19 protein-coding genes are annotated in these 26,620 nt (G+C 61.5%); 15 read left to right on the top strand and 4 right to left on the bottom strand.

Annotated features, from left to right (window positions below):
- Window positions 1-66: 66 nt before the first annotated feature.
- From BMW76_RS22950 to BMW76_RS22925, 6 genes are all read left to right on the top strand, one after another.
- A complete protein-coding gene (locus BMW76_RS22950; RefSeq protein ID WP_177200465.1) occupies window positions 67-2,418 on the top strand; it encodes a polysaccharide biosynthesis tyrosine autokinase in 2,352 nt (783 codons plus the stop codon).
- Window positions 2,419-2,484: 66 nt separating this feature from the next.
- Complete coding sequence (locus BMW76_RS22945) at window positions 2,485-3,600, top strand: glycosyltransferase family 4 protein (RefSeq protein WP_090869273.1); 1,116 nt, start codon at window positions 2,485-2,487, stop codon at window positions 3,598-3,600.
- Between the two features lie 26 nt (window positions 3,601-3,626).
- Window positions 3,627-5,069 carry a hypothetical protein gene (locus tag BMW76_RS22940; RefSeq protein ID WP_090869271.1) on the top strand — a complete coding sequence of 481 codons (1,443 nt, stop codon included), beginning with the start codon at window positions 3,627-3,629 and terminating at the stop codon, window positions 5,067-5,069.
- Window positions 5,070-5,162: 93 nt separating this feature from the next.
- Window positions 5,163-6,179, top strand: a complete 1,017-nt coding sequence (locus BMW76_RS22935) for a glycosyltransferase family 2 protein (protein WP_090869269.1) — start codon at window positions 5,163-5,165, stop codon at window positions 6,177-6,179.
- A 40-nt stretch (window positions 6,180-6,219) separates the two neighbouring features.
- Complete coding sequence (locus BMW76_RS22930; RefSeq protein WP_090869266.1) at window positions 6,220-7,536, top strand: lipopolysaccharide biosynthesis protein; 1,317 nt, start codon at window positions 6,220-6,222, stop codon at window positions 7,534-7,536.
- A 118-nt stretch (window positions 7,537-7,654) separates the two neighbouring features.
- Window positions 7,655-8,839 carry a glycosyltransferase family 4 protein gene (locus tag BMW76_RS22925; protein WP_090869264.1) on the top strand — a complete coding sequence of 395 codons (1,185 nt, stop codon included), beginning with the start codon at window positions 7,655-7,657 and terminating at the stop codon, window positions 8,837-8,839.
- Window positions 8,840-8,867: 28 nt separating this feature from the next.
- Here the strand turns inward: BMW76_RS22925 and BMW76_RS22920 are convergent, their stop codons facing one another.
- Together BMW76_RS22920 and BMW76_RS22915 are read right to left on the bottom strand one after the other, a co-directional pair.
- Window positions 8,868-9,515 (bottom strand): phosphatase PAP2 family protein, encoded by a 648-nt coding sequence (locus tag BMW76_RS22920; protein ID WP_090869262.1) that lies wholly within the window; start codon window positions 9,513-9,515, stop codon window positions 8,868-8,870.
- A 10-nt stretch (window positions 9,516-9,525) separates the two neighbouring features.
- Window positions 9,526-10,836, bottom strand: a complete 1,311-nt coding sequence (locus tag BMW76_RS22915) for an O-antigen ligase family protein (protein ID WP_090869260.1) — start codon at window positions 10,834-10,836, stop codon at window positions 9,526-9,528.
- Between the two features lie 748 nt (window positions 10,837-11,584).
- Between BMW76_RS22915 and BMW76_RS22910 the strand changes: the two genes are divergently transcribed.
- The 5 genes from BMW76_RS22910 to BMW76_RS22890 all read left to right on the top strand — a co-directional run bounded on the left by BMW76_RS22910 (window position 11,585) and on the right by BMW76_RS22890 (window position 17,393).
- The gene (locus BMW76_RS22910) at window positions 11,585-13,090 is read left to right on the top strand and encodes a mannose-1-phosphate guanylyltransferase/mannose-6-phosphate isomerase (RefSeq protein WP_090869391.1); all 1,506 of its coding nucleotides are present in this window, start codon (window positions 11,585-11,587) and stop codon (window positions 13,088-13,090) included.
- 41 nt (window positions 13,091-13,131) lie between these two features.
- The gene (locus tag BMW76_RS22905; RefSeq protein ID WP_090869258.1) at window positions 13,132-14,508 is read left to right on the top strand and encodes an undecaprenyl-phosphate glucose phosphotransferase; all 1,377 of its coding nucleotides are present in this window, start codon (window positions 13,132-13,134) and stop codon (window positions 14,506-14,508) included.
- Between the two features lie 113 nt (window positions 14,509-14,621).
- Entirely contained in the window at window positions 14,622-15,647 is a 1,026-nt protein-coding gene (locus BMW76_RS22900) for a sugar-transfer associated ATP-grasp domain-containing protein (RefSeq protein ID WP_090869389.1), read from the top strand.
- Window positions 15,648-15,673: 26 nt separating this feature from the next.
- Entirely contained in the window at window positions 15,674-16,108 is a 435-nt protein-coding gene (locus BMW76_RS22895; protein ID WP_322789287.1) for a hypothetical protein, read from the top strand.
- A 121-nt stretch (window positions 16,109-16,229) separates the two neighbouring features.
- On the top strand, window positions 16,230-17,393 hold the full coding sequence (locus tag BMW76_RS22890; RefSeq protein WP_177200463.1) for a hypothetical protein: 1,164 nt from the start codon (window positions 16,230-16,232) through the stop codon (window positions 17,391-17,393).
- 25 nt (window positions 17,394-17,418) lie between these two features.
- Here BMW76_RS22890 and BMW76_RS22885 read toward each other — a convergent pair whose 3' ends face one another.
- Window positions 17,419-18,600, bottom strand: coding sequence for a glycosyltransferase family 9 protein (locus BMW76_RS22885; protein ID WP_090869257.1), 1,182 nt, complete (start codon window positions 18,598-18,600; stop codon window positions 17,419-17,421).
- A gap of 572 nt (window positions 18,601-19,172) precedes the next feature.
- Here BMW76_RS22885 and hpnI point away from each other — a divergent pair.
- From hpnI to BMW76_RS22870, 3 genes are all read left to right on the top strand, one after another.
- Window positions 19,173-20,363, top strand: coding sequence for a bacteriohopanetetrol glucosamine biosynthesis glycosyltransferase HpnI (gene hpnI, locus BMW76_RS22880; RefSeq protein ID WP_090869255.1), 1,191 nt, complete (start codon window positions 19,173-19,175; stop codon window positions 20,361-20,363).
- Between the two features lie 32 nt (window positions 20,364-20,395).
- Complete coding sequence (locus BMW76_RS22875; RefSeq protein WP_090869253.1) at window positions 20,396-21,364, top strand: lysylphosphatidylglycerol synthase domain-containing protein; 969 nt, start codon at window positions 20,396-20,398, stop codon at window positions 21,362-21,364.
- A gap of 213 nt (window positions 21,365-21,577) precedes the next feature.
- Complete coding sequence (locus BMW76_RS22870) at window positions 21,578-24,196, top strand: DNA-binding protein (RefSeq protein WP_090869252.1); 2,619 nt, start codon at window positions 21,578-21,580, stop codon at window positions 24,194-24,196.
- Here the strand turns inward: BMW76_RS22870 and BMW76_RS22865 are convergent.
- Window positions 24,174-25,133, bottom strand: a complete 960-nt coding sequence (locus BMW76_RS22865) for a LysR family transcriptional regulator (protein WP_245763330.1) — start codon at window positions 25,131-25,133, stop codon at window positions 24,174-24,176. The two genes, BMW76_RS22870 and BMW76_RS22865, sit on opposite strands and share 23 nt — an antisense overlap.
- Before the next feature lie 304 nt (window positions 25,134-25,437).
- Between BMW76_RS22865 and BMW76_RS22855 the strand changes: the two genes are divergently transcribed.
- Complete coding sequence (locus BMW76_RS22855) at window positions 25,438-26,559, top strand: NADH:flavin oxidoreductase/NADH oxidase (protein ID WP_090869246.1); 1,122 nt, start codon at window positions 25,438-25,440, stop codon at window positions 26,557-26,559.
- The last annotated feature ends 61 nt before the right edge of the window (window positions 26,560-26,620 follow it).

The raw sequence follows: 26,620 nt of genomic DNA, 5'->3' as shown, positions 1-26,620 counted from the left end.
CAGTTCGCGATCCGGTGCTGCACTTCTGCGTATCGCAGAGTGCTCCAGGGAAACGTACATGAAAGGATGATTCAGGTGGATTACTACCCCTACAACTCGCTTCCTGCTCCCCCCGCTCCCGTCAATAACGAGCGCACGCAGCTCAGTGGGCGCGAGATGCTCAACCTCATGCGCGATCATATCTGGGAGATTCTGGCAACCACGGCGGCCGTGTTCCTGCTTGCGCTTACCTATCAATTGGTCGCGAGTCCCGTCTATTCGGCGGACGTGCTCGTGCGTGTCGACCCGCCAGAGCCAAACGCACTCGGTATCGCGCTGCAGAATCAGGACTCGATGCTTCCGCCGCCCGCGCCGTCGCCCAGCACTGAAATGGGTGTGATGCAAAGCCGTTCGGTGCTCGATCCTGTGATCGAACGATATCGCTTCGACGTCACGGTCAAGCCGCGCACGATCCCCGTTCTGGGCGACATCGCCGATAAGTTCGCAACGCCCGGCGAGCCTAACGGTGCATGGCTCGGCTTGAAGTCGTTTGCGTGGGGCGGAGAGGTCGTGAAGGTCGGCTATCTGAACGTGCCGCAGAATCTCGAGGAAGAGAAGCTCAGGCTCGTTGCGCTCGACGGCGGTACATATGAATTGCTGGGTCCGTCGGGCGAGTTTCTGCTCAAGGGCGAAGTCGGCAAGCCTGCGACGGCCAACGGCGTCTCGGTCCTGATCAATCAACTGGCCGCGCGGCCCGGAACGCACTTCGAAGTGATCCGGTGGAATGGCGTCGATGCCGTCAAGCGTTTCATGGATGTCGTGAAGATCACCGACAAGGTGAAGGACTCCGGCCTCATCCAGATCGAGTATGCAAACAAGAGCGCGTCGATGGCTGCCGAGGTCGCCAATGCGCTTGGCCAGCAGTATCTGACTACGGCTGCTGCGAGCCGTCAATTGAACGACACGCAGACGCTCAACTTCATCAAGGGTGAACTGCCGCGTCTGCTTGCGGATTTGCGCAAGACGGAGCAGGCACTCAAGGACTTCCGCGCGAAATCCAATTCGATGCAGCCGACGGCCGAATCGCAGACTTACTTGCAGGGAGGCCTGGACCTCGATCGTCAGATCGCGAGCCTGCAATTGCAGCGTACCCAGCTGCTGGACAAGTACGCGCCGGGAAGCCGCTGGATTCAGAGCATCGACTCCCAGCTTGCCCAGTTGAACAAGACGAAGTCTGAGTTCGATAACCGCTTCCAGGGCATGCCTGCGTCGGAGCGCGAGAGCGTCGATCTGATTCGTGCGCAGAAGGTTGCCGAGACGATCTATATGGGCATGGTGCAGAAAGCGGAGCAATTGACCGTTCGTCGCGCGAGCACGACGGGCGGCGCGCACATCGTCGATGCGGCGATCCGGCCGCATCGCCCCGTGAAGCCGAATCCGCTGATCGTGCTGCCTGGCGGCGTCGTGCTCGGCCTCGTTTCGGGCATCTTCCTCGTCTTCATGCGTCGTCACGTGCTCGTGGGCGTGACCGATCCGCGATACGTCGAGCGTCGCCTGAGCGTGCCTGTTGTCGGCGAAGTGCTGTTCAGCCATCAGCAAACGATGCTTGACCGGAGTCTGCCCGCCGCAGCGCGAAAACCGCTGCCTGGCGTGAGCGCGAAGAACGGACCGCCGCAACGCAATGGCGGCGAACCGGGTGCCGGCGCAAACGACAGGATCGATCCTTCGTTTAGCGATTCGGGCACCAAGGTACTCGCAGCGCGTTTCCCGCATGACCCGTCTGTCGAGGCGCTGCGCGCGGTTCGCACGACGATGTCCCGCGATCTCGCGAATGCCCGCAACAACATCGTGATGGTGACGGGGCCGACGACGTCGGCGGGCAAGAGCTTCGTGGCCGCAAACCTCGCGACGCTGCACGCCGAAGCGGGCTCGCGTGTGGTGCTGATCGACGGCGACATGCGCCGCGGCCACCTCGCTGCGTTCTTTAGCCAGAGCAACCGCGGCGGCCTGTCGGAAGTTCTGTCCGACCGCATTCCGCTGCGTGATGCGCTGCGCGAAGTCGGCATCGACGGCGTCACGTTCATGTCGTGCGGCGCGCGTCCGGAGAATCCGGCCGCACTGCTGACTCGCCCACGCTTCAGGCAATTGCTCGAACGGCTCGGCAATCACTTCGACCTGGTGATCATCGATACGCCGCCGTTCCTCGCCGTCACCGACGCATCGATTATCGCGAACGAAGCGGGTGGCTCGTTGCTCGTGCTGCGCTCGGAAATGCAGTCGGAGGAAGAGATCGCCGACACGGTCAAGAAGATTGAGCGCGCAGGCGGCCGTATCGCTGGATGCGTCTTCAACGGCATACCCGTGCGCCGCAGCACGCGCAGCTACGGCTACGCGACGAACTACGCGAGCGATGTCGGGGATGTCGAGACGGCCAGTTGATGTCGGGCTATCCCACGCTTACGCGACAACAGCAAACGGTACAACTTCGTGAGGCGGAGAAACCCCATGGCATTCGCGATCAACGGAAAATTCACCTCGCAACCCATCACGGGTGTGCAAAGGGTCGCTTATGAGCTCACCAGGGCGATGCAGATGCGCGAAAACCCGGGTAGTGAACTCGAGGTCTTCGTGCCGCAAAACGCGATGGAGCCGGGTGCGTCCCTTAAGCGGCAGCGCCGGTTTCCGTGGTTGCGGGGCACGCTGTGGGAACAGATTACGTTGCCGATTGCCGCGCGTCGCATGACGCTCGTCAATCTGTGCAACACCAATCCTATTCTCAAGCGCCGGCAGGTCGTGATGGTTCACGACATGGCCGTCTACGACGTGCCGGACGGCTTCTCGAAGAAGTTCCGGCTTTGGTATCGGCTCTGTTTTTCGATGCTGCCGAAGCTGGACCCATTCGTGCTGACGGTGTCCTCTTTTTCGAAGCGCCGGATTAGCCACCATCTGAATATCGACGAGTCGCGCATTGCCGTGATCCCGCCCGGCGCAGACCATCTGGACCGCGTCGTGTCGGACCCGGGCGTCATCGGCCGTCTGCAACTTGCGGAGGACGCGTACTGCGTGATCGTCGGCAGTCTCGATCCGCGCAAGAACCTGCAACGCGTTCTCGATGCCATCGCGAAACTGGAGCATTTGCGTGACGTGAAATTCGTCATCGTCGGGGGCAGGAATCAACGGGTATTCAGCGGCGAAGGCGTGAGCGACAGGCCCGAGTCGAAGCAGGTGATCTGGGCGGGCTTCGTAACGGATGGTGAATTGAAGGCGCTTTACGAGCACGCGGGTTGCCTCGTGTTTCCATCGCTATACGAAGGATTCGGACTGCCGCCTCTCGAAGCAATGTACTGCGGATGCCCGGTGATCGCTTCGTCGCGCACGTCGATACCCGAAGCATGCGGAGATGCCGCGATGTATTGCGACGCGATGTCGGCAGATGACATCGCCGAAAAGATCTCGCTGATGATGAGTCACGGTGAGTTGCGCCAACGCTATCGGAGCAAGGGCATGGCGCATGCGCGCGAGTACCGTTGGGACCGGTCGGCGAAGAGGCTGCTGGAGCTCTTGTATGGGAAAGAAAGCGAGCCTATGTCGGAGCTGTTTCCGCGGGCGACGGTGGGTTGATCAGCGGCACTCGCCGGGACGGACCAATGTATCGGAACAGAAGCCGACAGGGTAGACGACGCGCGCTCAAGACGCTTGCTGCACTCGCGTGCGTGGGCCTGCCGGGCATGCGCACGACGCCGGTTGCATTCGCGGCGGACGCAGCGGGCAAGCAACGTGAGGCTCGCAGGATGACCGACATGATCGGAACGAACGGTTGGCCGGGATCGGACGCCGACATCAGCATGTGGCGCGCGATGGGCATCAGTTGGGGCCGCGGTTCAGTGGGCCCCGGACAGCCCGATTCCGCAAAACAGGCAATGCGGGTCAACGGCACGGGCAACGCGTACGACAGCGATTTGCCGTCGGCCATCTTGCGCAACAACGCGAATGGAATCAGGTCGCTGCTGTTTCTCGGCTATACGCCGAAGTGGAATGCAAGCGTACCTGGCGATTCGAAGTCGGCGCCCGTCAATGTCGACGCGTGGCAACGATATGTGGAAGCCGTCGTCAGCAAGTACTCGAAGGCGCCTTATAACGTGCGCCATTTCCAGATCTGGAACGAGGCTGCCGGTCGCTTGTCGGGCGGGCTGCCTCAGGCGACGTTCTGGCATGGACCCAAATTCGATCGCGACGAAAAGCGCTCGGGGCCATACGAACGCGCGATGCAGGACTACGTCGACAAGATTCACTTGCCGGCGGCACGCATTGTCCGCAAGTACGGCGCGTACATCGTCTACGGCGGATGGCCCGATCAGGGTGGAGTGGATACGTACGTCAAATGGCTCGAATACAAGAGCGCGCGCTCGAATGAACGGATGATCGATTGGGTCGACTATCTCGACACTCATTATTTGTCCGTCGGCGATCTCGACGGTCTGTATCAGCGCTATGTGAAGCAGGGTCCGGCTCGCGGGCTGTGGCAAACCGAAATCGGCGACAGGTACATGGAAGATCCGCATTACCTGCCGCGTTATTTCTTCCAGTTTGCGGTGTGGGCGCTGGATCGCAACTGGGACGACCCTGACAAGTACGTGACGATGATCTACCACTGGGACGGCTTCGAGCCGTACCGGCTGACGCATCGCGGGCCGCCCCGCACGTACAACCCTTCAGGGCGCAGCCTGGTTGTTCTGAACAAGACGGTTCCCGGCTTGCTTGCGCCGTTTTCAAAGCCGCTTCGTTTCGGGCCCGAAGCCAAAGGTTCGGCTTTGCTTTCGGACAGCGACATTGTCATTCAGGTGAGCGCCGCACCGGGCTGGCGCACCGTCGAAGCGGCAGGCGTCGAGCAGTCGTCACTGGACGGCGCAGAGGTGCTTTTCATCGATGCCGTGACGGGCGCCGTTGCACCGCATGAAGACGCCACGCTGACATCGGATAACGGGACGTTGAGCATCCGTTTTCGCGTGCCCGCAGCAGTCAATGGCGCCGATAGGAAGCCGCCCGTACATCTCGCCTATCTCGTCGTTCGACGACAGAAGACGACATGAGACGCGCAGTTTTTTATCGGTGAGGCAATAGTGCCGATTACCGAGAGAGAAGATTTGAGCATCGACGGATTCAACCTATCGCCGCGAGATCCCATGAAACAGATGGCCATCGTTATTTGCAACTATAACTACGAGCGCTTTATTGCCGAGGCGATCGACTCGTCGTTGAACCAGGACTATCCGGGCACGCGAGTGATCGTCATCGACGATGGCTCGACGGATGGTTCGCGCGCGATCATCGAGAGTTACGGCTCGCGCATATCCGCTGTCTTCAAGGAGAACGGCGGCCAGGTGTCCGCCTATAACCTCGGACTCGAACTCGCCGACACGGAGTATGTACTCTTCCTCGACTCGGACGATGTGCTCTACCCGGGCGCCGTGTCGGAAGTGATGCGCATGTTCGAGAGCAGCGACGTGGCGAAGGTGCAATTCCGCCTCGATGTGATCGACCTGGAGGGCAAGCAGACGGGCGCCTACGTTCCGCACTCCGTGCCGCCGACCGATTGCGGCACCTTGCTGATGGGCGGCTGGCTGTATCCGTCGCCGCCTGCATCGGGCAATGCCTACTGCGTGCGCGCGCTAAAAAAGCTGTTTCCGGTTCCCGAAACGGCCGTCAACCGCTATGGCGCCGACTTCTACGCGATCTATGGCGTCGCCCTGGTGGGACCCGTTGCGATGGTGCCCCGTTCGCTCGGCGCGTATCGCGTTCATCAACGTGCCAATGAATCGAGTGTGTCGTTTGCGAACTCTGAGCAATTGACGAAGGCGCCGAAGGCATTCAAGGCGCGGTGGGCGACATTGCGTGAGCTCGCCCGTGCGCGGCTTAATCGGGAACTGCCGATGTCATTTCACGATTTCGCACATGAGAAGGCCTATTTCTGCTCGAACCTCTATCAGGCGCCATTGACGACACGCTGGCGCTGGGCGATCAACGAGTCCTATGACTATCGGTACTCGATCGTCGCCAATCCTTTCTGGAGCCTGAAAAAGAAGGCGGGAACGCTTTTTCTGTCGAGCCTCTGCCTGTTGCCGTATTCACCGCTCTCCAACTACGTGGTCCGGTACATCACCAATCCGCTTGCGCGTCGTAGCGCCGCGGTCGAGCGTTAGGAGACCGCCATGCGGCATCGACGAAATCAAAGAGGTCGGTATGGACGGTAAGAAGAGCGCTAACGTCATCGCCTTTGTCTACGGCGGATACTTGATGAGATACGTGTATCTCATCATTGTCGTGCCGTTCTACGGCCGCGTGCTGGGTGTCGCGGAATATGGCCGCGTGCTCGCTGCCATGTCGCTGATGAACGTGATCTGGATGCTCGTCAGCTACGGGTTCACGTTCGTCGGCATGCGCGAAGTTTCCAAGGCGCAAGACACGAACGAATGCAACGCCATCTACTCGCTGCATGTCAGCGCGCGCCTCGCGTTGGGCGTGTTGGGTGGGGCCGTGGGGCTCATCGCGACGATGTGCTCGCCAGCGTTGGCGGAGCGGCCTTTGATCGGCGTGCTGGCGACGCTCCTCGGCATCGTGTCCGCATTGAATCTCGGCTGGCTCTACCAGGGCCGTCAGCACTTCAGAACGCCGATCATGATCGAGGTGTTCGGCTTCGCGCTGAGTCTCGCGCTCGTGCTGAGCCTCGTCAAAGGGCCTGCGGACTCGATATGGGTTGTCGCGAGCCTGTTCGTCGCGGGCATCGCGTCGGCCGCGATCTCCTATGGCCTCGCGACGTTTCAACTGGGCCGGCCGCACCTGTCGCTGTCGGGCATCGTTCCGCTGATCAAGAACTCGACGATGCTCTTCTGCTATTCATCGGGTTCTGTCGTGCTGACGGCGTCATCGACTTATCTGCTGACGCTGTTGTCGACTCCGGCACAGGTCGGCTATTTCGGCGCCGCTGAACGTTTCGCGACGATCGCACTGGCGCTGATGGGACCTGCGGGACAGGTGTTCATCCCCACGATCTCCCGCCAGCTTGCGCAGGGCGACAAGGCGGGTGCGCACGCCACCACGCGACGCGGTGCAATGTTGCTGCTCGGTTACGGGTTGCTGGTTTTCTGCGGCGCGCTGGCATTGTCGCCGTTGGTGCTGCCACTGATCCTTGGACAAGCGTTCACGCCTAGCGCACGGGTATTGCAGTGCTTTGCATGGATGTTCCCGTTTGCAGCGTTCAACGAATTCGCGGCCTTCTATGTATTTGTTCCACGAAGGAAAGATCGAGTGCTTGCAATCGCGGGTGCTGCGGCGGGCATCGCAAATCTTGGCTCGGCGCTGTGGCTCGCGCCGCGATTTGGGGCAGAAGGCATGGCGTTTGCCCGTGTAATTGGTGAACTATCGCTTTCGGTGATGCTGCTGACGATCATGGTGCGTCTGCAACTCGTCACGCTGCTGCCGGGAGCGGGCCGCGCGATGGAAATAATGGCACGGATGGCATGGGCCAAGCCGCATGCTGGAACGGGCAAAGACGAATGATATTGACGCGTCAGATGTTTTGCCGCGTCGGGGGTGAATTATCAATGGTGTTGCAACATGCGTCGGTGCTTATGAAGAGCGTAAGAACAGGCGGACCGAACGAGCACAGGAGGTCGAAGTGAAAGTTGCGATTGTTCACGATTGGTTGGTGGTATCGGGCGGTGCCGAAAAAGTATTGGAGAACATCATCGAGTGCTTTCCGAACGCGGACCTGTTTTCCATCGTCGATTTTCTGGAAGACCGCAAGTGCGTCAAAGGAAAATCCGTCGCGACGTCGTTCATTCAGCGAATGCCGTTTGCACGGAAGCGCTATCGCGCGTACTTGCCGTTGATGCCGATTGCGATCGAACAACTCGATCTCTCGGGCTACGATCTCGTCATCTCCAGCTCGCATGCCGTTGCTAAAGGCGTGTTGACGGGTCCGAACCAGCTGCACGTCAGCTACGTTCATTCGCCGATACGCTATGCGTGGGATCTTCAACATCAGTACTTGCGTGAGTCGCATCTGACGGCAGGCTTGAAGTCGGTTCTGGCTCGCATGCTGTTGCACTACATACGCGGCTGGGATTCGCGTTCGGCGAACGGCGTCGACTATCTGCTCGCGAATTCGCAGTTCATTGCGCGGCGAATCAGAAAAGCCTATCAACGCGATGCGACGGTGATCTATCCTCCCGTCGATCTGAGCAACATGCGGCTGCGCGAGCACAAGGACGATTTCTACGTGACGGCGTCCCGGATGGTGCCGTACAAGCGTATCGATCTGATCGTCAAGGCGTTTTCACAGACGCCCGAACGCCGCCTGGTCGTGATCGGCGATGGACCGGAGATGAAGAAGATCAAGGCGGCCGCGGGCGACAACGTGACGATCATGGGTCATCAGCCGTTCGATGTGCTGGTCGATCATCTGCAGCGTGCGCGTGCATTCGTGTTTGCGGCGGAAGAGGATTTCGGCATCTCCGTCGTAGAGGCGCAGGCTTGCGGCACGCCCGTCATTGCATATGGCAGAGGGGGCGCGCTCGAATCCGTGATGGGACTGCCGCTTGAGCGGCCCACGGGTGTCTTTTTCGGCGAGCAGACAGAGGAATCGCTACTCGAGGCCGTGACCCGTTTTGAAGAGAATGCGCACCTCTTTGACGCGCGCGTATGCCGGAAGAACGCCGAACGCTTCTCGTCAGAGAAGTTCAAGAGAGCGTTGATGTCGTTCGTCGACGCACGCCTGCCCGATGAATTCGTCGATCGCACAGCGCCGTATGCGATGAAGGAACACGCGCGCGACGACGAACACCATCACCAGTTGGCTTGATCCGCAAAGCTTGATCCGCAAAGCTGGCTTAATCGGAACGTAGGCGGGAGGATAGCCGTCCTCCCAGTGTGGACAGAGGACGCATACTGGACAGCGCGCATTTGACCGTGGGCGCATGTCCGCGAATCACCTCCGACTTCGCATCGATGATGTCCTGAAGCGGCGCCTTGTGCCCGTAGGCCACGGTTGACACGGCGAGCAGACTCAATGTCGCCCAGATCGGCCGAAACTTCTTGAACTCCACGTGCAACGCGGTTCGCAAGAACCACGCGGCAGCGATCACACCGACCACCCAGCCGACGATCACTTCCATCACCGAGTGCGAGTGATCGAATACGCGCGAGTAGCCCGTCAGGGCTCCGATCAGCAGACCCATCACAATGCCCGCCGAAGGCGGTTGGCGCCACCATTTCGCCAGCAAGGCGATGGTCACGATCCACACGGCAGTGGAGAGCATCGTGTGCCCGCTGATCACGCGGAAGTGGCCAAGCGGCAGCGCTATCCCCCACGTCGAATAGAGAACTTTGGTCGCGCCGACCAGCGCCATTCCGCAGGTCAGCGCGAGAATCCATCGGCATGCGAGCACCACGTCGACCCTCGCAAGCCATGCTGCGCACAGCATGGCTACGGGTACGGTTAGCGCTGCATCGCCGATATTGGTAAAGATCATCCACATATCGGTGCGATCAAATCCGCTCAGGTTGATTCCGTGTTCGAGCAACATGTCCTGGAATAGCCCGGGAGGGTGGAGTCGGCACGACGGGCCTCGGATTCAGCACCGGGCGATTTTGCTGAACCGGGGCGCGCTCGGAGCGCGCGGCAAGAAGAAGTGAAACGACGAGGGAGAGGATCAGAACGTTCGACGGCGTGACAAGCCGGTGTTCGGTGGCCGCCATCACGAGCAGGCATACCGAGGAAACTTCGACGAAGCGGAACCCCGCGAAGTTCCGCCCCGCATCCCTCAATGCGCTATAGGCGGCGCCATCCTGGCTCCACTTGATGAGCTTCCAGTAGAACGCCAGCAGCAGGAACAGCCCGACCAGGCCAAGTTCCGCGAGGAAGTTCAGATACGAGTTGTGCGCGTGCGAGTCGCTGTGCTCGACCACGATATCCGAAGGCACGCCCAGCAGGCCGAAATACGATACGACATTGCGGACCTGATCGTCGAACGAACCGAAGCCCATGCCCACGATCGGGCTCTGACGGAAGTACGTCAGCGCGCGTGGCCAGAGCCATTCGTACCGGATGTCGAGATTCGCGACCTTCGCATCCGAATTCTGGATGCTGAATGTGTAGCCCATGTAATTGACGTTCGGTCTTATGTGATACATCGCCATGGCAACCGACGCGATGACGAGGGCGCTCATCAACGTCGCGAGCATCCAGCGCTTGCGTCCGAAATACAGGTACGGCAAGACGGCCATCGCGCCGAGCAGCGAACCCCGGCTGTAAGTCGAGAACAGCATCAGGAAATTGAGGAGGAGCATCGACAGGAGCAGCTTGCTGCGTTCCTGAAGGTAGCAGGCGATGCCTAGGCAGAACAGCATCGCGAGAAAGCCGCCTGCCGCATTACGCGCGATGAAGAAACTGCCGAAGCTGTCGTCGGGATGCTTGAAGATGGCCAACAGTCCGTTTTGCGCGAGATAAACGAGGTACGGCGGAATATTGGCGACCACCGCGCAGATGAAGAACGAACGGAAGATCTTGTTCAGGTCGAAGCGGTGCGCGTACACGCAACCGGCAAAAAATGGCGCATAGGAGATGAAAAAGTTACCGTCGCGTCGATAGAACTCGAACTCGGTCAGCGAGTGCGGGTTATAGAGCAGCGTCGAGATGAGCGCGAACAGCGTAAGTGCCGTCAGCGGTGCGAAGAACGAGGGATAACTGCGTCCAAAGAAACGCCACGCGCAAAGAATGATCGGGACAAAGCCCACTGCGCTAATCGGTACCAGGTTAGTCACCGTCATAAATAGCGCAAGTAACGATATGTAAGCCATGTCGACTCTCGCGATTAAAAATGCACTTCCATTGACGACTGCCCGACCGTCATCAATCAACTTGTAAGAGGATGAAACTGCGAAGCGGCAGGTGATCGCATTACGATCGGCTTGCCGCAGAAGAATTGCGTACAGACTTGACGTGCAGTATTGATGCCAGCGTTCGGAGCACGTCTGCTGTGGCAGGATTTGCGCAGATATGTGAGGCGGCACAAGCTGTCATGCTCGCTTCACGGAGAAGACAATAGCGCCGCGCTCGCTGAAAAGTACCACGAACAGAGGTCGATTTCCACGCCGGACACAATTAGTAAAAAAGATAACTCGGGGAGCGGGTGGCCGATATTCGAAGCTTCAGCGGGCGGGGCCATAAGTTCAACTGTTCGCGCCAGCGGTGCTGATGCGCAGCGCAACCTGTCTATCATCGATACAGGTCGAATTGAATGTCGTGACCTCGGGTCGCTATCAAAACGTCCGCGGGATGGTGTTTTCGTTATCGGTCGAGAACATTTTCCGTTCACATTGCAAGATCGTGAAAGCAGGGCACCGTAACGAACGATCGTCCGTCGATCATTCGTACAACTCTGCTTGATGCGATCTTCGCCCATCAAGCTGTGGCGTCGCTGCCTGAATCAGGCACACGCCCACGATGTGTAGTTAAAGCGACGCTTGTCCGGTCCTGCGACGTTCTTTCGTGCGAACGATGAGAATGGACTTCAATGCCAGGGAGATTGAAGTGAACAAACAAACGATGAATGTAGAACAACACGCCGTTGCAACAGCTGTCGCTGAACCCGCTGCGGATTGCCGGCGGCTGGTGCAGGTCATTCTCGCGGGTGGATCGGGTACACGTTTGTGGCCTGTGTCACGCGAGCAGTATCCGAAGCAACTGATCGGTGTCGTCGGCGATCAGTCACTGCTGCAAGCGACGATGAAGCGAATGGATGGCTTCGCGAAAGCATGGGACGTGGCGGCCGAGCCCGTGATCGTGTGCGGCGCAGAGCATTCGTTTGCGACTCGCGAGCAGGCTCAGCAATGCGAAGTGAAGCCGCGCATCGTCGTCGAGCCCGCGCGTCGCGACACCGCGCCTGCATTGACGCTCGCTGCGTTGGCAGCCAGCACCGACGGCGACGACCCCATCCTCGTGGCGATGCCCGCAGACCATGCGATCGCCGACATAGCGGCTTTGCAGGCGGCGATCGAACAGGCTGCGCAGCTTGCGCAGGCAGAGGGCGTGATCGCAACCCTGGGCGTGCCGCCGACGCGTGCCGATACCGGCTTCGGCTATATCCGCCTTGGCGCGCCGCTCAAGAACGGCGCGCATCAAATCGACCGCTTTGTCGAAAAGCCCGCAGCAGAACTCGCCGCTGAATATGTTGCGTCGGGCAGTTACTGGTGGAACAGCGGCATGTTCGTCGTGCGCGCTTCCGTGTGGCTTGACGCGCTCAAGCGCTTTCAGCCCGAGATGCATGCGGCGTGTGTCGAGGCCCATGCGAACGCGAAGCGCGACGACGTGTACATCACGCCTGGTGTGGACGAGTTCGAGCGTTGCCCGTCTGATTCGATCGACTATGCGGTGATGGAGCAACTCGGCAAAGAGGGCTCGCCGTTCACGGGTGTCGTGGTGCCGCTCGAAGCAGGCTGGTCCGATCTCGGCTCGTGGGACGCAGTGTGGGAGGCCATGGACAAGGACGAGTTCGGCAACGTCGCGAACGGCCGCGTGATGATGGAAGGCGCGACGGCCACTTATGCGCGTTCCGAAGGCGGCCGGCTGGTGGCATGTGTCGGCACCAACGGTCTCGTCGTCGTCGAGACGGACGATGCCGTCCTCGTGGCGGATCGCTCCCACGTGCAGAACATCAAAGGACTTGTATCGCGTATCCGGCAGACGAAATCGCCGGAAGCGGAAAACCATAGAAAAGTACGCCGCCCCTGGGGCTTTTACGATTCGATCGATAACGGGGATCGCTTTCAGGTCAAGCGGATCGTCGTGAGTCCGGGCGCGCGTCTGTCGCTGCAAATGCATCATCACCGGGCAGAGCACTGGATCGTCGTGAGCGGAACCGCACTGGTCACGCGCGGCGAAGAACAGTTCTTGCTCACTGAAAATCAGTCAACCTTCATTCCCCTTGGCGTGCGGCATCGTCTGGAGAATCCCGGACATGTACCTCTTCAGATCATCGAGGTCCAGTCGGGCGCCTATCTCGGCGAAGACGACATCGTCAGGTTCGACGACCAGTACGGCCGTTGCAACTAATCGACGGGTGTTGCACATGGGTGATGAATAAGGGGGTAGTGATGCGTGCAATGACAGGTCTACTGGCGAGGGTGTTCGACGTCGCCTTGATCGTGGCAGGTGCGCTCGTGGCGTCGCAGATCCGGTTCGACGATGTCTCGCAGCGTGGGTTTTATCTCGCGTTTGTCGCTTTTGCAGCGGCATTTTCGCTCGCGATTTTTCCGGCGCTCGGTGTCTATGAGTCGTGGCGGGGGCGCTCGAAGCGCGTGCTCGCGGGCCAGGTGGCGTTGGGCTGGCTGATCGTGCAGGCGTGCGCGTTGGCGCTGATGTTCTCGCTCCACCGCATCGACTTCGTGTCGCGTCTGTGGTTTGCATACTGGACGGGTATTTCCGGCGGCTCGATGATCGTCTTCCGTCTCCTGATGCACAGGTTGCTTGGCCGTGCCCGCAATGCCGGTCTGGATTTGCAGCCGGTTGCGGTGGCCGCTTGCGGAGAGCACTGCAACGAGATCATTCACCGGATGGAGAGCGAGACGACATCGGGCTTCCGGCCGCGGGCAATCTACAATCTGCGCCCCGAGGCCGAGACGTTGCCGCACGTACCCGCATTCGACGATCACAAGTCATTTGCCAGCTACGTGCGCGAGCAGCAGATCAGCGAAGTATGGCTCGCGTTGCCGCTCGCCGAAGAGCGCACGATCCTGAAACTCGTGAACGAGTTTCGCAACGATCTGATCAACATCCGCTTCATGCCGGACGTGCGCACGCTCGCATTGTTCGAAGGCGGCGTGATGAGCCTGGTCGGTCTGCCGACGATCAATCTCGCAGCATCGCCGTTGCCGCCGAACGCAATGGTGAAGAAGGACATCTTCGATCGGCTGTTTGCATTCTGCGCACTCGTGGCGATCTCCCCGATTCTGCTTGGCTGCGCAATTGCAGTGAAGCTGAGTTCGCCGGGGCCCGTGTTCTTCAAGCAGCGTCGCAAGGGCGCGGATGGCCGGGTCTTCACGATCTACAAGTTCCGCACGATGCGTCTGCACAAGCAGAAGGCGGGCGTGCTCGAACAGGCCAAACGCGGCGATCCGCGCATCACGGCCGTCGGCGGCTTCCTGCGTCGCACGAGCCTCGATGAGTTGCCGCAATTCCTGAACGTGCTGCGCGGCGAGATGTCGGTCGTTGGCCCGCGTCCGCACGCACTCGAACATGACGACCTGTATCAGAACGTCGTGTCCGGCTACATCCATCGTTACCGCATCAAACCCGGCATCACGGGCTGGGCACAGGTGAATGGATATCGCGGCGAAACGGATCGCCTCGAAAAGATGGAAGGACGCGTCGAGCACGATCTCTACTATCTGCGCAACTGGTCTTTCGGACTGGACGTGCGCATCATCCTCGCGACGATTTTCAAAGGCATTGTTCATCCCAACGCGTACTGATCATAAGGCCAACAATAATGAACGTTCGACAGGGAGCGGATAGCGGGCTTACGTGGTTGAAGCGCGAAACCAGTACGATCGCGAGCGATCTCGAGAGCGCCGTGAGAAAGTCGCTGAAGACGATTGGGCGCCGCAAGTTCCATTGGGAGCACGCGCTGCAGGCGAAGAAAATTCTGGGGGTGCTCGAAAAGACATACGGCAGGGCGGACCCGATGAACCTCAGGCTCGCCGACACGTATGCACGCGACGTGTTCGGCGATGCCGTCTACGCCCCGTGGCTTCGCGCCTATACGGCATTCAATCGCAAGTTCAAGGAAGGCTGGATTCCCGACAACTTCTACGGAACCGTCGTCGTCCCGAGTATGAAAGGATGGCACGGGAAGATCTCGAACCTGAAGACGGTCTCGCGGCTGATCTTCGGGAGCGAGACGTTTCCCGACATCGCGTACTTTGCGAATGGCCTGTTCTTTTCGGCTCACAAGGTGGCGATTCCGCAGGCGCACGTCGAGGGATTCGTATTTCAGAACGCGGATCGGATCGTCTACAAGCTTGACGGGTCCGCGCGCGGTTCGGGCGTCTACATCTTCGACCGGAAGACATTCGATCCCGAAGCGATCCGGTCGTATGGCAATGGCGTAATCCAGAAGTACATCGAACAGCATCGGGTGTTCAGCGAATTCACGTCGAATTCGGTTGCGACATTGCGCTTTACCACTGTGGTCGATGACGTCGGCGACATTTCCGTTCGTTCATGCTTCCTGCGCTTAGGCAGAGCGGAGCACACGCACGTCACGGCGGAAGACGAGGTGTGTGTTCCCGTCGATCTTCTCAAGGGCGAATTGCGTCGCGAAGGTTATCTCGACAACTGGCTGGCCGTCGACGCGCATCCCGATTCCGGGTGCTCTTTCGAAGGCGTCAAGATTCCGGCCTTCTGGAAATGCATCGCGACCGTGCTCGAACTGCACGGCAAGATTCCTTTCGCGCGATGCGTCGGATGGGATCTGACCGTCGACGTCGATGAAAACGTCAAGGTGATGGAGTGGAACGCCGAGCATAACGACGTCAAGTTCAGCGAGGCTACCCAGGGTCCATGTTTCTCGGATCTGAAATGGGAACGCCTCACGGCATCGTTTGCGTAGGTGAGCCGATGCCTCGAGCAATCACATTGGAAAAATCCGCGCTCGGCGCGCAATACGACGAGCAGATAAGCGAGCAAACAGGCAAGCGGATCAGCGGACAGAAGAGTGGCGGGCAGCGAGTCGGCCTTGAGAAGGAGCGCGACTTGAGCGAACAGCTTTGGTGTGTGCACATCGAAGGGATCAACGATTACGTTGCGGCCATGTCGCGTGAGGCAGCCGAGCGGGAGGCATCGGCGATCAATGCATATATCGAGCACGCGGGCGACAAGGCGCCCGCGTCGATCGTGCGAGCCACCGCGATCGAATGGCCTTTTACCGCGGCCGGCCATGCACGGTCGCTTGAAGTCGACTGGGACGATTTGCAGCACATGCCGCACAGGCTCGCGGACGCCGACAGCGCCGAGGAGGCGCTGCTGCCTTCGATATGGCGGCGGCTCAAGGCGTTGATGCGCGGAGCGTGAAGCAAACGGGCATGCGGACACGTGGAGACACGATGACGCACGATAGGGTTTCTTCCGCTGAGCTTGCATGACTCAGCGCACGAGCCGACAAGATTGTTCATTGACTAAAGCGGAGTCCGACATGTGGTATGGCATCGGTGCAAGGGTGATGGTCGTTGGCGCTTTTCTTGCGCTAGCGGGTTGCGGCGGAGGTGGCGGAGGCGGATCGAATTCCGCGTCTTCGGGCAGCACGAGTTCGCCGCAACTCGCTGCCGCGACGAAGGTCGACGACGGTACAACGCTCGGTGATCCGAACTGGGCTGCGGGCTCGACAGCAACGGGTGGAACGGGACAACCCGTCAGCGGGCTGAACTGCGGCCCGCGCGGCAATGCGTACACGTACTCGCACCTGTCGATCTATCTGAACGGCAGGCTGCTGGCATTGCCTGAAAACATCGGTACCGTCGGGCCGACGATGGCCGTGCAGACGGGTTGCGCATATCCGCTGCACACCGACGATCAAACAGGCAAGATCCGCATGGACTCGAGTTCCGGCGCGTCCTATACGCTGGGCCAGTTCTTCGCGGTCTGGGGACAGCCGCTGTCGACGTCGAATGTCGCCGGATTGACGGGGCAGCCCGTCACGGTCTATGTGAACGATGGCGGCACGCTGACGAAATACACGGGCGATCTCGCGAGCCTTCCATTGCCCGTGCATGGTGAAGTGACGATCATGGTCGGCACGCCGCTCGCGCAGATTCCCACTTACACGTGGAACGATCCGCCGCCGTTCAATCAGCAGCAGCCGATCACCCTCGCCTTTGGCGGCACGATCGGCGCCCCTAACTGGCCGAGTGGCAGCACGCCGACGGGCGGCACCGGTGCGCCTGTCGACGGAATCGTCTGCGGCGTGGGCATGAGCGAGGCCTATCACGTGCATGCGCATGTGGCGATCGTCAGAGATGGTCAAGGGCTTGCGCTGCCTGCGCAAATTGGCATTCCGTCAGCGTGCAACTATGAGATGCATACGCACGATTCGACGGGGATCATTCACATCGAAACGCCCAATGCGAAGAGCTTTACGCTCGGCCAGTTCTTCGACATCTGGGGCGAGCCGCTGACGACCACCAACGTGGCGGGTGTGATGGGCAACGTGATCGTGTACATCAACGACAACGGTGACGTTCGGCGCTATCAAGGCGATCCGCGCAATATCGAGCTGATCTCGCACCGCGACATCACGTTGCAGATCGGGCAGCCCATCAGCACGCTGCCGACCTATACGTGGACGGATGAGCCGCAGTAAGTAGCAGGAGGAAGGGGCGGCGCCGTCAGGCCGCCGCTCCGACGCGCGTGCGCGCCTCGTCGTCTGTCGGGACGGACTGCAGCACGGCTTGCACGACGCGCTCCACGTCTGGCCAGTTCTTCGCGTGTTCTCCGGGCACATACTGCTGCGGAGACACGCTCACGTAAGGCGGCGGATAACCCCATATCGCGTCGTGCACGTCGGGCCGTGTCACGCTTCCGCCAATCACTGCGACGGTCGGGCGGCGGAACGCGGCCGCGACGTGCATCAGCATCGAAGAGTTCGTCAGTACGACATCGGCCTTTTCGGTCAGCGCAAACACGATCCGCATCGACACTTCGCCTGCCAGCGAGCGAACGGGCACGCCCGCTCTCGCTGCGGCTATTGCCTCGGCGGCGCGTGTACGGTCCGCCTCGCTTCCCACGATCACAATGTCGCAAGCGCTGCCGGCCTGTTCGAGTGCTTGAGCGATTTGCGCGAGCGCAGTGCCGACCTCTTGCGCGGGCCATGCCTTGGTCGGCACGCCGGCTCCGACGCCGACGATCATGCGCACAGTTCTGCGGCCGGGCACGTCGCAGGCGTTCCAATACTGTGCGGCCTGCACGCGCTCGTCACCCGTCAGGAAGAGTTGCGGGCGCACTTCGGGCAGCACCGTTGCGCCGAGCAGTTCGCCTTGCGCGAGCGCAGCGCGCCCGCATTGCCGTCTCGCGTATTCGACATAGGCCTGGCACGCGCTCCATCCGCCGCGATAACCGCTCACGCCGATCCGATAGCGCGCGCCCAGGCGCATCATGAGCAACGCGCCCATATAGCTGCCTAGCACGTCGATCGCCACATCGAAGCCGCCTCGCGCACGTAGCGCGGCAACCTGCGGCGACTTCCACAAAAAGCGCAACACGTTGCGATGCGAGCGGTCATCGACGAGCTTGTTGTTCCAGGGCGCGTCGAGGTCGACAATCTCGTCGATGAACGGATTGTTCTCGAGTATCGGCCGTCCCCAGCTGCCAATGCCGGCGATCAGGCGCGTCGTCGGAAAGCGCTTGCGCAGTGCTTCGAAGAGCGGCGTGGTAGTGAGCAGTTCGCCGAAATCGTTCGGGCGCAGCACGAGAATTTCACGCGGCGTGTCGCGCTGCGGGTCAAAACGCGGCGGGCAGAACCGGCCGGTCAGCCAGACCGGCGTTTCGATCAGCAGACTTCTCCAACCCATCGCTTCTCCATGCTGGCACGTGGTTGTCGCCGTCGGTGCGCATGATGAGTGCGCGTGCGCGGCTGGCTATGTGCGCATCGCGTCGATACGCGCGGAACCGGCCGGACATGGCTCTGATTGTGCATGCGCACGACCGCATCGAACCGCCGAGGTCGCTCTCTTTTCCGCCATCGTGTGTGGGTTGGAACACAAGCCGTCGCGTCGATTGCGGGCGTTTTTAAATCTTTCAGATTAACGCGATCTGTATTGCGGGAATATTTCAATTCGCTCAATGCGAGGCGTCGCATTGAGTGAATCCCGCTGTAATCAATCGAAATATAAAGACCGTAGAGCTTTAATGTTTTCTTCAGGTTGCATCACTACGATCGCCCTGCGTGTCCAATCGCGATCGTCGTTGTGCTGATCGGCCTCTTCCCTCTTCGCGAAGCGGTCATCGGAACGGCGGACGTCCCCAGCGTTTCCGCTTCGTGTCAGTTCCGCACTTCCGGGTTCTTCATGCGCGGCTATGCGGCCCATCGACTCTGGCGTCAGTAGAACGCCTGATCCACAGAACCTTCACATTGGGCACTCCAATGGCGATTAATGCGCTGGTTTCGAATGTCGGACTCGTACGCGAATTTCTGGCTTGCGTGTGTGGAGCGTGTGCGGCATTCGGCATTCTGTACACCGTCGCGGCCGCCGCGCTGGTCGGCGGGTTCTTCGGGCGAAGGTCGCCTCAACCCAAAAGCTTTCCGCCTGTCACGGTAATCAAGCCGCTGCGCGGAATGGAAACCGCGCTTCTGTCGAATCTGCGAACCTTCTGCGAACAGGATTACGAGGGGGAAGTACAGTACCTGTTCGGTGTCCACGATCCGAACGATCCCGCGCTCGATGTCGTGAAAGAGCTTCAGCGTCTCTATCCCGACGCGCACATCACCGTGGTCGCGAACAGCGAATTGCACGGCTGCAACCGGAAGGTCAGCAATCTTCTCAACATGCTTCCTTCGGCCGTCCACGAGCACTACGTGTTTGCGGATAGCGACGTCGCGGTCGGCCGCGATTATCTCAGCAGGGTGATGGGCGAACTTCAGGCGGAAGGCGTCGGCCTCGTCACGTGCGCGTACGTGGGCGCGCCCGACCCCGGATTCTGGCCGAAGCTCTCAGCAAGAGCCGTCGACTATCAGTTCCTTCCCGGCGTGCTGATCGCGCTTGCATTGGGCCTTGCACAACCCTGCTTTGGCCAGACGATTGCGATGCGTCGCGAAACGCTCGATAAAATCGGCGGGCTGCGCCAGTTTGCGGATCGGCTCGCCGAAGATCATGCGATCGGTATGGCGGTAAGAGCGGCAGGGCAGCGCGTGGTGGTCCCCGGCTTCGTGATCGGCCACGCATGCCCCGAGTCCACGCCCGCGCGGCTTGTCGAGCATGAGTTGCGGTGGAGCAGAACCATCCGGCGAATCGATCCGTATGGCCATCTTGGCTCGGCCGTGAGTTACCCGGTACCATGGGCGCTACTCGCGCTGCTGTTCGCAAGTGCGCCGCTGTGGACGTTATATCTGCTCGCAGCCGCCTTGTGCGCGAGGCTCGTGCTTCAGTGCCGCATGGATCTTGCGCTGAAGCGCTCCGTTCGTGAACCCTGGCTTCTGCCGTTGTGGGACGTGACGGCATTTGCCATTCTTTTCGCAAGCCTGCTTTCTTCGCGCGTTGTCTGGAGAGGCGTGAGTTTCGACGTAGACGACGATGGCCTGCTCAAAGTCGCGCCCGCCAGTTCGTCCACCGACTGAGCAACGGTAGCTTCCCACCTCATTCCAATTCGATGATCAGGCACGTCAGCAGATTCGCGGCTTTGGCAGGTCTCGTGATTGCGCTTTTCGTCGTATGGCGCAGTCATCCCGCAGAGGTACTGGGTCTCCTGCGCGATGCGGGCGCAGGGCTGCTCGTCGCCGGGCTTGCGCATGTCCTGCCGATGCTGGCGAACGCCCGCGACTGGCAAACGCTGATACGCGGCGCCAATCGGCCCACTCTGCTTTCGATGCTGAAGCTCGTGTGGATTCGCGAGTCGGTGAACTGCATGTTGCCCGTTGCGCGCGTCGGCGGCGAACTGGTCTCTTTCCAGCTGTTGCGGCGTTGGCGTGTGCGCGCATCGACGGCGGCGGCGAGTCTCGTCGTCGACATGCAATTGACGATCATCAGCCAGTTCGTCTTCACGATGGCAGGGATCGGATTTCTCGCGGCTCGCGGCGATTCCGCAACGGGACACGTGGTCGGCGGCCTCGCATGGAGCACGGCGCTGCTGGTGCCCGTACCCATCCTCTTCGCGCTCGTGCAACACGCGAATCCGTTCGCGCTGGTATCGCGAGGACTCGACCGGATGACGAGCGGCAAGCTCACCGCGCTGGTCGGCCACTCGGTGAAAACCGACCAGTCGATCAAGGTGATCTGGCGCCGTCGCGCCGTCGTCCTTCGCTATCTATTCTTCTGGCAGCCGCTGCAATGTCTGGCGACGGCGCTCGAAATCTGGCTCGCGCTCTATTTTCTCGGCGCAAACGTGAGCTTTCTCGCGGCGCTGACCATCGAAGTGCTGATCCAGGCCGTGAGCAGCGCGGCCTTCGTCGTGCCGGGCGCGTTGGGGATTCAGGAAGGCGCCTTCGTGCTGATCGGCGGATGGCTCGGCATCGAGCCTGCAACCAGTCTTGCGCTGGCTGGCGCCAGGCGCATCCGGGATCTGTTGATCTTCATTCCCGGCCTTTTTGCGTGGCAGTTTTCGCTGCGCAACGCGCGGTGACGGCGTATTCGGCGTCTTCGGCGTCGCGGTCAATTGGCCGGTTTTGCGAGGTCTGCACGGCATCATCTACATGCCCTTCGCCGATCGACTCCCTCTACGAAGTGCCCTCTGAATGCCTATGGGGCATGCTTCTTTCATAGCGTATCGCGCAGAACGTAGTAATGTATCGCGGGAGCCAGTTTTCGCCCGGCCCCTTTGATTCTTGAGGCGCTTATGTCCCTAGACGCAGACACCACTATCGACGAACAGGTTGCTGCAATCGCAGACCGCATGACCCAGGAAGGCCGTGATGTTTCCCCAGTGACGATCTGGTCGGAGGTCCACAGCCGATCGATCGTCGCCGTTGCCGTCGCCTTGCAACGCTGGCGCGACGCGCGACAGCCCCAGACGCCGCCCGCTCAGGTCCGGGCCGATGTGCCCGACGATCTCGCCGAGGCCCTGATGAACATCGCCCGCCGGCTCTGGACGGCATCGCACGAGGCCACGTCGAGGGTGCTCGGCGACCGTCTGGGCGCGGTGGATCAACAGCTCGCCGTCGCGCTGAAGGAGCGCGACGAGGCGCTGACCGAATACCAGAAGACGGAAAAGGAAGTCGAAACCGGCCGCGACCGGCTCGACGGACTGGCCGGCGAACTGCAGGCGCTGGACGATGCGGCGACACGCGCCCGCGCGGAGCTTGCCGAGGCGACCGCTCGCGCCGGGACGGCCGAGGCGAAGGCGGGAGAGCTCGCGCAGCACGCATCGGCGGAGCAGGCCAGGCGGGAGGCGGCGGAGGCGTCGCTGGTCGAGCAGCACAAGGCGAATGAATGGCTAGCCGCGACGGTTTCGGGCAAGAACAACGAAATAGCGCGCCTCACGCAGGAGCGCGACGACGCCCGGCACGAAATCGCGACGTTGAACGACGCGTGCCAGGCGAAGGCCGCCGACGTGGAGCGATGGACGCAGGAGGCGAGCGCCGCCGTGTCGCGTGCCGATGCCGCCATCGCGCAGGCAAGCGAGGGCCTCGCGCGGATCGCCGCGCTGGAGGCCGAGCTGGAGGCGCATCGCAGCCAATTGCAGGCGTCAGAGGAGACCGCGACGCGCGTTCAGGCCGAACTGGCCTCTGTGACCGCCCGCGCCGAAACGGCGGAGACCAAGGTCGAAGAGCTCACGCAACGGGCATCGACGGCGGAGACGACGCTCGAAGCCGTGCAGGCATCGCTCGACGAGCAGCGCAACGCGAATGAAGGGCTGGCCGCAACGGTGTCGAGCCAGAACGACGAGATCGCGCGGCTCACACAGGAGCGAGACGACGCGCGGCGCGAAGTGTCGACGTTGAACGACACGTGCCGGACGAAGACGGAAGAGGTGGCGCGATGGTCGCAGGAGGCGGGCGCGGCGACATCGCGTGCCGAAGCCGCCGAGGCGCAGGCGAGCGAGCGCCAGGCGCGGCTCGCGGCGCTGCAGGCCGAACTCGACGAAACGCGCAGCGCACTCGCAGCCGAGCGGCAGACGAGTGCGGCACGGGCGGATGAAGCGGCGGCGCGGCTCGAAGAACATCAGCGCGTCACGCGGGAACTGACGGAAGCCAAAGCGCAGATCGACGCGATGAGCGAGGCCAGGGCCGGCGCGGACGCCGAGCGCGAGCGCATCTCGCAGGAAGCATCCGCTGCGAAGGAACGCGCCGAAGCAGCCGAACAGCGCGCAACGCAGTTGGAGCAGAACCTCGCAGCGGAGCAGCAGGCAAACGCGGCACGAGCCGAAGTAGCAGCGTCAGAACATCAGCGCATCACACGGGAACTCGAAGAGGCCAAAGCGCAGATCGACGCGATGAGCGAGGCCAGGACCGCCGCAGACGCCGAGCGCGAGCGCATCTCGCAGGAAGCATGCGCTGCGAAGGAACGCGCCGAAGCAGCCGAACAGCGCGCGACTCAGTTGGAGCAAAGCCTCTCAGCGGAGCAGCAGGCAAACGCGGCACGAGCCGAAGAAGCAGCGGCGCGGCTCGAAGAGCTTCAGCGGGTCACGCGGAAACTCGAAGAAGAGGCCAAAGCGCAGATCGACGCGATGACCGAGGCCAGGACCGCCGCAGACGCCGAGCGCGAGCGCATCTCGCAGGAAGCATCCGCCGCAAAGCAACGCGCCGACGCAGCCGAACAGCGCGCGACGCAACTGGAGCAAAGTCTCGCAACAGAGCAGCACGCAAACGCAGTACGAGCCGAAGAAGCGGCGTCACAGCGTGAAGAGCATCAGCGCATCACGCGCGAACTTACGGAAGCCAAAGCGCAGATCGACGCGATGACCGAGGCCAGGACCGCCGCAGACACCGAGCGCGAGCGCATCTCGCAGGAAGCATCCGCCGCAAAGCAACGCGCCGATGCAGCCGAACAGCATGCCGCGCAACTGGAGCAGCGCCTCGCCGAACAGGAACGCGAAGCAACAGCCGCGAGAGACGCGCAACGCGAGCACCAGGCCGGCATCGAGGCGGGAGCAGCCACGACCGCGGACGAAATCGCCGCATTGCAACGTGAGATCGCGGCTCAGTCGAAAGCACACACGAAGGCCTATAACGAGTTGCGCGCCAATGCCGAGCAGTGGGTTACGTACGCGAAGGAAATCAAGCAGCGGCTCGAACAGGCGAACGAGAAGATCCTGTTCATCGACGCGCGCAGCACGGGCGAAGTAGCGCTGTTGCGCCGACTCTCGTTCGAGCTGGAGCGGCTCAAGCCCGATCACGAACTGGTCTTCCGCGAGGCGCAAAAGAAGCTGATCGGCACGACGATGGCGCAGCAGCTGGCCCAGAAAGGCTATCGGTACGACCCGGCCACGGCCGTCATGTCGAAGGCGGAGAGCTGATGCCCATCGCTCCGGCAGACGCTGCTCCGTGCTTGCTCAGATGATCGACCAGCATGCGCGCGGGCAGCGGCAGCGTATCGAAGTTGCGCGCGACGATCAACATCGGGCGCAACGACCACGGCTCGGCGAGTTCGATCACCCGATAGCTCGCCGCCTGCGCGTAGGGCATCACGCTGCCCTCGGGCAGCACGCCGATGCCGAGCCCCGCGCCGACCATATTGCGCACGCCTTCGAAGCTCGTCACTTCGATGCGCACGCGCAAGCGCCGGCCCTCGCGCTCCGCCGCCGCGCGGCACAGCTTCGAAATGGACGTGGCGTAGGGCATGATGATGAAGTCTTCATCGAGCGCATCGGCGAATTTAACTGCCGCGCGCTGCGCCAGCCGATGACCATCCGGCACGATCAGCACCAGCTTGTCGACGCTATAGGTGCGCCATTGCAGGTCTTGCAGCGAATCGCGAGGCGCGGAGCAGATGCCGAGGTCCGCCATGCCGCTCGCAATGCCCTGCACCACTTCGTCGCTGCTCTTCTCGACCATGTCGACGCGCACCTCGGGGTTCGCGCGCAAGAACGTATGCAACGCGCCCGGCAGATACTGGACCATCGCCGTGAAGTTCACGTAGATGCGCGCGTGTCCGCGCAGACCTTGTGAATACTCCGACAATTCATCCGATATCTGCTGCACGTGTTCGATTAGCCGCTTCGCGTGGTGATAGAGCGCTTCGCCCGCAGGCGTTGCCTGCACGCCCCGGCTATGGCGATAGAGCAGCGGCGTGCCCGCGTCGGTCTCCAGATCGGACACGCGCTTGCTGACAGCCGATGCGACGAGGTGCGTGCGCCCCGATGCCGCCGCAATGCTGCCCTCTTCCACGACGGCCACGAAGATACGCAGCGACTCCATATCGAAGCGCATTGGCCGGTCCGGTACAGCACGCATTGGCACTCCTTTCTCGGGTTTTCCCTGATCTGCTTGATCCGCCTGATCTGCGAGGCGGTTGGACATCGCGTTTCGCGATGGCTCCGTTGAAGATTGAGAAGTTTTCAAACAGGCCGGAAACGCCCATCCTGTCGGCGATACAAGGCATGTCACGCCACCCGCCGCGTCTCGATCGGCATACGCAAGCATCGCGATTCGTCATTCTAAGGCGCTCCGCCGATGCCGTCGTCGAGGCTGTTCGCGACGCGTCTGCGCGTGCGTGTGCTTGCCGATCATTCGCATCACTCGTTCAGGAATCGGATCAATGAGCGCTTCAGCTTCACTCTTTTCTCCTCTCGAACTCGGCTCGCTCAAGCTGCGAAACCGCATCGTCATCAGCCCGATGTGCCAGTACAGCGCCATCGACGGCTCGGCGAGCGCGTGGCATCGCACGCATATCGGCAACCTGTCGTTGTCGGGCGCGAGCCTGATGCTGCTGGAAGCGACGGCCGTCGAAGCCACGGGCCGCATCACGCCGTATTGCCTCGGCCTCTATTCCGATGCGAACGAGGAAGCGCTCGGCCGCGTGCTCGACGAAGTGAGGCAGTTCAGCGACATGCCGATCGGCATCCAGTTGTCGCACGCGGGACGCAAGGCATCGAGCGAACCGCCGTGGCGCGGCGGCGTGCAGATCGCGCCGCAGGACGGCGGCTGGCAGGCGACCGGTCCTTCCGCGATTGCGCAGGGCGACGGCGAGGTCTCGCCCGTCCCGCTCGATCACGCGGGGCTCGCGCGCATTCGCGATGCGTTCGCTGATAGTGCGAAGCGCGCGGCGCGGCTCGGCCTCGCTGCGATCGAACTGCACTTCGCGCATGGCTATCTGCTGCATCAGTTCCTGTCGCCGCTCGCGAATCAGCGTGACGACGAGTACGGCGGCTCGCTCGAAAACCGCATGCGCTTTCCGCTCGAAGTCTACGAAGCAGTGCGCGCCGTATGGCCCGAAGGCAAGCCGCTCGGCGTGCGCGTGTCGGCGACGGATTGGGTCGAAGGCGGCTGGGACCTCGAGCAGACTATCGAGCTTGCTAAGCGCTTGCGCGAACGGGGTTGTGACTGGATCGACGTGTCGACGGGCGGCCTGTCGCCGTTGCAGAAGATTCCCGTCGGGCCGCATTACCAGGTTCCGTTTGCGCGCGCGGTGCGCGAAGCGACGGGCATGCCGACCATCGGCGTCGGCCTCATCACCGATGCCATCGAAGCCGACCGCGTGATCCGCGAAGGCGAGGCCGATCTGATCGCGCTCGCGCGTGCAGTGCTGTGGGACCCGCGCTGGCCGTGGCACGCGGCTGCGCAACTCGGCTCGACGATCAAGGCGCCGCCGCAATACTGGCGATGCGAGCCGCGCGGCGCGGGACGCGTGTTCGAGGGCGCGTCGTTCGGCCAGCGCTAGCCGTCGCCCCCGCATTGAATGATGTCGAATGAGGTCGAATCACGTTGATCCATGAGCCGGC

This window comes from Paraburkholderia diazotrophica (assembly GCF_900108945.1).
Taxonomy (GTDB): Bacteria; Pseudomonadota; Gammaproteobacteria; order Burkholderiales; family Burkholderiaceae; genus Paraburkholderia; species Paraburkholderia diazotrophica.
Note: the sequence above shows the minus strand (reverse complement) of the source record. Positions and strands in the feature narration are given on the sequence as shown.

Coding starts and splice junctions, on each gene's coding strand:
- BMW76_RS22940 (WP_090869271.1), top strand. CDS start 3,627: ATGTATCGGAACAGAAGCCGACAGGGTAGACGACGCGCGCTCAAGACG.
- BMW76_RS22950 (WP_177200465.1), top strand. CDS start 67: ATGATTCAGGTGGATTACTACCCCTACAACTCGCTTCCTGCTCCCCCC.
- BMW76_RS22920 (WP_090869262.1), bottom strand. CDS start 9,515: ATGTGGATGATCTTTACCAATATCGGCGATGCAGCGCTAACCGTACCC.
- BMW76_RS22915 (WP_090869260.1), bottom strand. CDS start 10,836: ATGGCTTACATATCGTTACTTGCGCTATTTATGACGGTGACTAACCTG.
- BMW76_RS22945 (WP_090869273.1), top strand. CDS start 2,485: ATGGCATTCGCGATCAACGGAAAATTCACCTCGCAACCCATCACGGGT.
- BMW76_RS22870 (WP_090869252.1), top strand. CDS start 21,578: ATGTCCCTAGACGCAGACACCACTATCGACGAACAGGTTGCTGCAATC.
- BMW76_RS22885 (WP_090869257.1), bottom strand. CDS start 18,600: ATGGGTTGGAGAAGTCTGCTGATCGAAACGCCGGTCTGGCTGACCGGC.
- BMW76_RS22905 (WP_090869258.1), top strand. CDS start 13,132: ATGCGTGCAATGACAGGTCTACTGGCGAGGGTGTTCGACGTCGCCTTG.
- BMW76_RS22855 (WP_090869246.1), top strand. CDS start 25,438: ATGAGCGCTTCAGCTTCACTCTTTTCTCCTCTCGAACTCGGCTCGCTC.
- hpnI (WP_090869255.1), top strand. CDS start 19,173: ATGGCGATTAATGCGCTGGTTTCGAATGTCGGACTCGTACGCGAATTT.
- BMW76_RS22910 (WP_090869391.1), top strand. CDS start 11,585: ATGAATGTAGAACAACACGCCGTTGCAACAGCTGTCGCTGAACCCGCT.
- BMW76_RS22890 (WP_177200463.1), top strand. CDS start 16,230: ATGTGGTATGGCATCGGTGCAAGGGTGATGGTCGTTGGCGCTTTTCTT.
- BMW76_RS22935 (WP_090869269.1), top strand. CDS start 5,163: ATGAAACAGATGGCCATCGTTATTTGCAACTATAACTACGAGCGCTTT.
- BMW76_RS22865 (WP_245763330.1), bottom strand. CDS start 25,133: ATGCGTGCTGTACCGGACCGGCCAATGCGCTTCGATATGGAGTCGCTG.
- BMW76_RS22875 (WP_090869253.1), top strand. CDS start 20,396: ATGATCAGGCACGTCAGCAGATTCGCGGCTTTGGCAGGTCTCGTGATT.
- BMW76_RS22930 (WP_090869266.1), top strand. CDS start 6,220: ATGGACGGTAAGAAGAGCGCTAACGTCATCGCCTTTGTCTACGGCGGA.